At 34.7% G+C, this 6,091-nt stretch carries 5 protein-coding genes, 1 other RNA gene and 1 pseudogene; 2 read left to right on the forward strand and 5 right to left on the reverse strand.

Annotation, left to right across the window (positions count from 1 at the left end; translation table 11 throughout):
* From K1X44_08590 to ssrA, 4 genes and pseudogenes are all read right to left on the reverse strand, one after another.
* Positions 1-764 (reverse strand): annotated as a pseudogene (locus K1X44_08590) (aminotransferase class III-fold pyridoxal phosphate-dependent enzyme).
* Between the two features lie 51 nt (positions 765-815).
* Complete coding sequence (locus K1X44_08595) at positions 816-2,165, reverse strand: glutamine synthetase family protein (GenBank protein ID MBX7147348.1); 1,350 nt, start codon at positions 2,163-2,165, stop codon at positions 816-818.
* A gap of 77 nt (positions 2,166-2,242) precedes the next feature.
* A complete protein-coding gene (locus tag K1X44_08600; GenBank protein MBX7147349.1) occupies positions 2,243-2,701 on the reverse strand; it encodes a hypothetical protein in 459 nt (152 codons plus the stop codon).
* Positions 2,702-2,782: 81 nt separating this feature from the next.
* Positions 2,783-3,089, reverse strand: a transfer-messenger RNA (tmRNA) gene (ssrA, locus tag K1X44_08605).
* A gap of 79 nt (positions 3,090-3,168) precedes the next feature.
* Here ssrA and thyX point away from each other — a divergent pair.
* Positions 3,169-4,086: an FAD-dependent thymidylate synthase gene (thyX, locus tag K1X44_08610; GenBank protein MBX7147350.1), complete on the forward strand. Its 918-nt coding sequence runs from the start codon at positions 3,169-3,171 to the stop codon at positions 4,084-4,086.
* Here thyX and K1X44_08615 read toward each other — a convergent pair.
* Positions 4,064-5,149: an Mrp/NBP35 family ATP-binding protein gene (locus K1X44_08615; protein MBX7147351.1), complete on the reverse strand. Its 1,086-nt coding sequence runs from the start codon at positions 5,147-5,149 to the stop codon at positions 4,064-4,066. The two genes, thyX and K1X44_08615, sit on opposite strands and share 23 nt — an antisense overlap.
* Before the next feature lie 165 nt (positions 5,150-5,314).
* On the opposite strand from K1X44_08615, the gene K1X44_08620 reads away from it, so the two are divergent.
* A partial coding sequence (locus tag K1X44_08620; protein ID MBX7147352.1) for a protease modulator HflK occupies positions 5,315-6,091 on the forward strand: 777 nt, incomplete at its 3' end.

Consider the following 6,091-nt stretch of genomic DNA (forward strand, 5'->3'; position numbering starts at 1 on the left):
TCTTACATATACGTTGGATTTCTGGCCAATAACTATCTGGTGGAATAATTACCCCCCCCCGCACCTTGGATGGGCTCACCAATAAAGGCTGCTACATTTTCTGGGCCAAGATCCAATATCTTTTTCTCTAACATCGATGCCGCATGTAATCCAAATGAATGTGGATCTTGGTCTGATCCTAACCCATACCAATAAGGTTGCATAATATGCACAAATCCCGGTAAGGGTAAATCAACCGTTTCGTGCATATAACTCATACCACCAAGACTTGCACCGACAAGTGTACTACCGTGATACCCATTAATGCGTGAAATAATAATTTTCTTATTTGGCTTTTTTTTCAAATTCCAATAATGTCTAATAATATGAACAATTGTATCATTAGCATCAGAACCAGAACATCCATAAAAAACATGATTAAGATGATTAGGTAACAAATCACAAAGTATTTTGGATAATTCAATAGCAGGTGGTGTAGCTGTTTTAAAAAAAGTATTATAATAAGGCAATTCTAACATCTGGTTATAAGCTGCTTCTGCTAATTCTTTACGGCCATATCCAATATTGACGCACCATAAACCAGAAAAAGCATCAAGAATTTTGGTATTATCCGAATCGTATAAATATGTCCCTTCCGCTTTTGTAATAATACGCACACCCAATTTTGTTAAAGCATGATGCTCCGTAAAAGGGTGCACATGATGCTGTGCATCTTCCTGGCGCCAATAAGCTGTTTGATCTGTTGCAATATTTTTCGTAGCCATCGATTTGGCCATTTTGTCCTCCCAATTAATTTAATTTAATTTTTTTAATTATTAGACATTTAATAAAAGATGTTCGCGCTCCCATGAACTAATAACACGCTGATAAGCATCTAATTCTGTTCTTTTGACTGCAGCAAAAGCACGAATAAAACGTTCCCCCAACACGGTTCTAATTCTTCTGTTACTTTCAAAACGGCTAAGTGCATCATAAAGTGTTCTAGGTAAAGTATGACGTAAGCGATAGGCACTTCCCTCAATTTGCTGGGTGGGTTTTAATCGTTCAATCATACCTAAATATCCACATGCTAATGAAGCAGCAATTGCTAAATAAGGATTAGCATCAGCCCCTGCTAGTCTATTTTCAATTCGTCTACCTTCTGGTGGGGAAATTGGTACACGCAAACCAACAGTTCTATTATCAACAGCCCAATGTACATTAATTGGAGCATCATAATTAGGTTGTAATCTTCGATAAGAATTAACATTAGGTGCAACCAATGGCATAAGTACAGGCAGGTACCTTTGCAAACCAGCAACATGAGACTTAAAAAGCGCTGTATCTTTACCATTACTATTAACAAATAAATTTTGGCCTGTTTCTTTATCAATCACAGATTGATGGATATGCATAGAACTTCCAGGCTCATTTGTTAATGGTTTAGCCATGAAAGTCGCATAGATTTGATGACGAAGTGCAGCTTGGCGTACCGTGCGTTTAAACAAAAAAGCCATATCAGCTAAATTAAGGGCATTCCCATGGTTAAAATTGATTTCCATTTGGGCCACACCAGCTTCATGTGTTAATGTATCAATGTCGATACCTTGAAGATCACAATAATCATAAACCTCTTCAAAAATTGGATCAAATTCATTGGTTGCATCAATCCCATAAGATTGACGCCCTGTTTCTGAACGACCAGATCTTCCAATAGGCGGGATTAAAGGTAGATCAGGATCTGTATTAACTTGCACAAGAAAAAATTCAAGTTCTGGTGCAACAATAGGTTGCCAACCTTTTTCATCATACAATTCTAATATACGTTTTAAAACGTAACGTGGCGCAATATCAACAGGTTTCCCATTATTATAAAAACAATCATGAATAACTTGGGCTGTAGGTTCTTTATACCAAGGTACAACAGATACAGTATCAGGATCTGGTTCAAGCATAATATCATAATCTGCTGCCCCGATGATTTCATTATCCTCATCTTCAGCATATTCACCTGTAACTGTTTGGATAAATAAACTTTCCGGAAGTCTTAAACTATTTTGTTTAACACTTTTAACAAATTTTGTTGCCGGTAATATCTTACCACGTGCTATCCCTGACATATCAGGAACTAAACATTCTACTTCGCTTATTTTTCGTTCTTCAAACCAATTTTCTAAATCAATCATAATTTACATCACCAATTTTTTAATTAGCACCAAGTTACAATAAAAATTGTAATATTATCTATTTCTGATTTTAACATTTATTTTTTTCGAAATGAATCTAGCGTTACAACGTCTGCACTTTTATTTTGTTCATGGTTGGTTTCATTATCCTCAGAATCTTTCGCTAAGGAAACCTGATTCATAACTGTTTCAAATTGTAATCCAAATTTTACGGCAGGATCAGCAAAAGCAATAATAGATGAAAAAGGGATAACTAATTTTTCTTGGCGATTATCAAAGCTTAACATAATACTAAAATAATCTTCTTCAATTATTAAATTCCAAAATTGATATTGTAAAATGATTGTCATTTCTTCTGGATATTGTGACCGAAGCCAATCTGCTATTTCAACACCCGAATTTTTCGTTGAAAAGGTAATATAAAAATGATGTTCACCAAACAAACCATTTATTGCCACCTCTTGAAGAGCTTCACGCACAACATTCCGTAAAGCTTTTTCAACCATTAAATCATATCGAAACTTTTGAGAATCCATTCAAATCTCCCTAATTCCTATGTATTACATAAAGCCAAACAAATAAAAACGACAAAATATATATATAGCACCAAATAAAAAAGCGGAGGGCTTCTGTTGCCCGGTGCCCTCCAAACCGCGCTTACCTAAAATTAGGCAGCGAGAGCCAATCTATTGTCGTTGGCATTTGTAATAAAGCCCGATAACGGCGGTACAATGCCGAGCAAAAACTTTGCCTTTACCACGCACGTCGATCCTATTTCGCCCCCAAAAATCATAATATAATAAAAATGGTGGAGGCGCCGGGTACCGCCCCCGGGTCCGTAACGTTTATTTCACAAAGCGTTTATCGCCATAGCTGATAACAGCACTTAATAATATAGGGATTGATTCTTAAATGGTGAAGAGGTTTATTAAAATAAGATTTACTATCTCTATAAATTCAGTATTGTAAAAAATCTTTCAATCTAAAACATAAGGAATTTTGCATGGCCATAACGCAAAATCAAAAAGAAGAAATCGACCACCAAAAATCAATAGAAACACCCACCCGTCGTGCAACAGCACCCAAGCTTGAGGAAATATTATATGAAGCTATTCCTGTGCTAGATCACGGTTTTATTCGTGTCATTGATTATATGGGAAACGATAATGCGGTTGTTCAAGCTGCAAGAGTTTCTTATGGCAAAGGAACTAAAGCTGTTCGTGAAGATCAAGCTTTAATAAGTTATTTAATGCGTCATCATCATTCTACCCCGTTTGAAATGTGTGAAATTAAATATCATGTTAAATTACCTATTTTTGTAGCGCGTCAATGGATTCGTCATAGAACTGCTAATGTGAATGAATATTCTGCTCGTTATTCAATTTTAGACAATGAATTTTATATTCCAAATAAAGAAAATTTAGCCATTCAATCATCATCAAATCGTCAAGGCCGTGGTGATGTATTAAATGATGAAACAGCACAAGAAATACAAAAATTGCTTCGTGAAGATGCCAATAAAGCCTATGAACATTATTCTTATATGTTAGGTAATAAAGATGATATTGAACAAAGCGGTTTAGCCAGAGAGCTTGCCCGAATGAATTTATCATTAAATTTTTATACACAATGGTATTGGAAAATAGACCTTCATAATCTTTTGCATTTTTTACATTTAAGATCTGATCCCCATGCCCAATATGAAATTCGTGCTTATGCTGAGCAAATGTTAGAGACAGTTAAACGTTGGGTACCCATAACTTATGAAGCATTTAATCAATACCGTCGTTATGCCACAACATTATCTGCTAAGGCCCAAGATGTTATTAAGCGTATGCTTAAAGGTGAATCTCTTAATGCAGAAAATAGTGGTCTTGGGAAGCGAGAATGGAACGAGCTTATGCAGAAATTTGATCTTTAAGGTTTAATTTCTGTAAAATCCTATGAGCTATCTTTTGATAAATTTTAACATATTGATTTAATGGATTTTGAAGGATAAGAGGATATCCTTGATCAGATGCTTGACGAATTGATATATCCAAAGGTATAGAACCCAAAAGATCAAGGTGCAGTTTTTTTGCTTCTTTTTCGACCCCACCATGATCAAAAATTGGCGTATGATGATGACAATGGGGACATTCAAAATAACTCATATTTTCAACAAATCCTAAAATTGGAACATCAACCTTTACAAACATATTTAATGCTTTACGTACATCTAAAAGGGCAATATCTTGCGGTGTGGAAACCATAATAACACCATCAAGAATTGTTTGTTGCGCAAGAGTTAATTGAGCATCACCAGTTCCAGGGGGTAAATCTATAATTAAAATATCTAAATCACCCCAAATAACATCAAAAAGCATTTGCCTGATAGCACCAGATACCATAGGTCCACGCCAAATCATAGCTACATTTTCTGGGACAAGAACACCCATAGAAATAAAAAAAATTCCATGGTGATAATGTGGAATAATCTTTTTATCTGCATTTATTTTTATTGGGTGATTTATTCCCATCATCCGAGCTTGAGATGGGCCATAAACATCAGCATCAAGTAACCCAATTTTATAGCCCAAAACAGCAAAAGTTATAGCTAAATTAAGGGCTGTAGTAGATTTTCCAACACCACCCTTCCCACTTGCAACAGCTATAATTTTTTTAATAGTATCTATTTTTTTATTATTAAAAACCTTAATATTCTTATCAGATTTATTTTCGTCAAAAGATAATTTTTCCGAAGTTAGAACAAGCGAAACACTAAAAATACCTGATATTGATTTTAATATATTTTCTAGTTTGTTTTGTAATTTTATTATCTGGTGTTTTTCAATATCATTAATTTCAAGCACAAGTGTAATTTTTCCTTCATTTTCTGAAAGAAATGAAATTTTATAATCAAATTTTTTTAATCCAAGATCTTGACTTGGATTTACCTGTGCTAAAATAGCAACTATTTTTTTCTTTAAATCTGTTTTATCCATTGATTTCTTCACTATACGATCATATTTATACTTTTAAATTAAAAATTGGAAAATAATCTGAATTTTAGATATCTATTTCAACTTGTCACAATTTTTATGCTAGCTTATAAATCTGTTTAGACAAAATGTTTATTAACAAAAATAATAAATTTAATGAGGTAATTAATGCCTTGGCATGATCAGGGTCAAGGTGGCCCTTGGGGAAATGATCCTTCTAATGGAGACCCAGCTCAAAAACCATCTAATCAAAGTCCCTGGGGTAACCGTCAACCGCCAGGCAATGGACCTTATCCTCCAAATTTTGAAGATCTCCTAAAAAAAGGTCAAAAACATTTTAAACAAAAACTATCATCAGGAGGTTTTGGAAACAACCGTGGAATTATTATCCTTATTATAGGTGCTTTCCTTATTTGGTTAGCAAGCGGATTTTACCGTGTTGATGCCAATGAGCAAGGTATTGAGACTGTCTTTGGTCAATATAAAGCCGTTACCCAACCAGGCCTACGTTATAATTGGCCAGCCCCCATAGGTGCCGTTGAAACCCCAAAGGTTACAGATGTTAACCGCGTTGAAATAGGCTTTATATCCCCTGGTGATAATCAAAATGTTACAAGCATGCGAGATAATAAAGCTGAGAATTTAATGTTAACTGGGGATGAAAACATTATTGACATCCAATTTGTTGTATTTTGGCAAATTAAAAATGCTGGTGATTATTTATTTAACGTTAAAAATCCTGAATTAACTGTTAAAAGTGTTGCCGAAAGTGTTATGCGAGAAATTATTGGACGCAGCACCTTTGAACTTTCTCGTACCCAAGGTAGAGGAGAAATTCAATCAACTGCCCGTGATATGATCCAATCTATCCTTGATACTTACCAAACTGGTATTTTTATAACCAATTTACAAATGCAAAAAGTTGACCCACCCCAACCTGTGTTA

Source organism: Alphaproteobacteria bacterium (assembly GCA_019695395.1).
Taxonomy (GTDB): Bacteria; Pseudomonadota; Alphaproteobacteria; order JAEUKQ01; family JAIBAD01; genus JAIBAD01.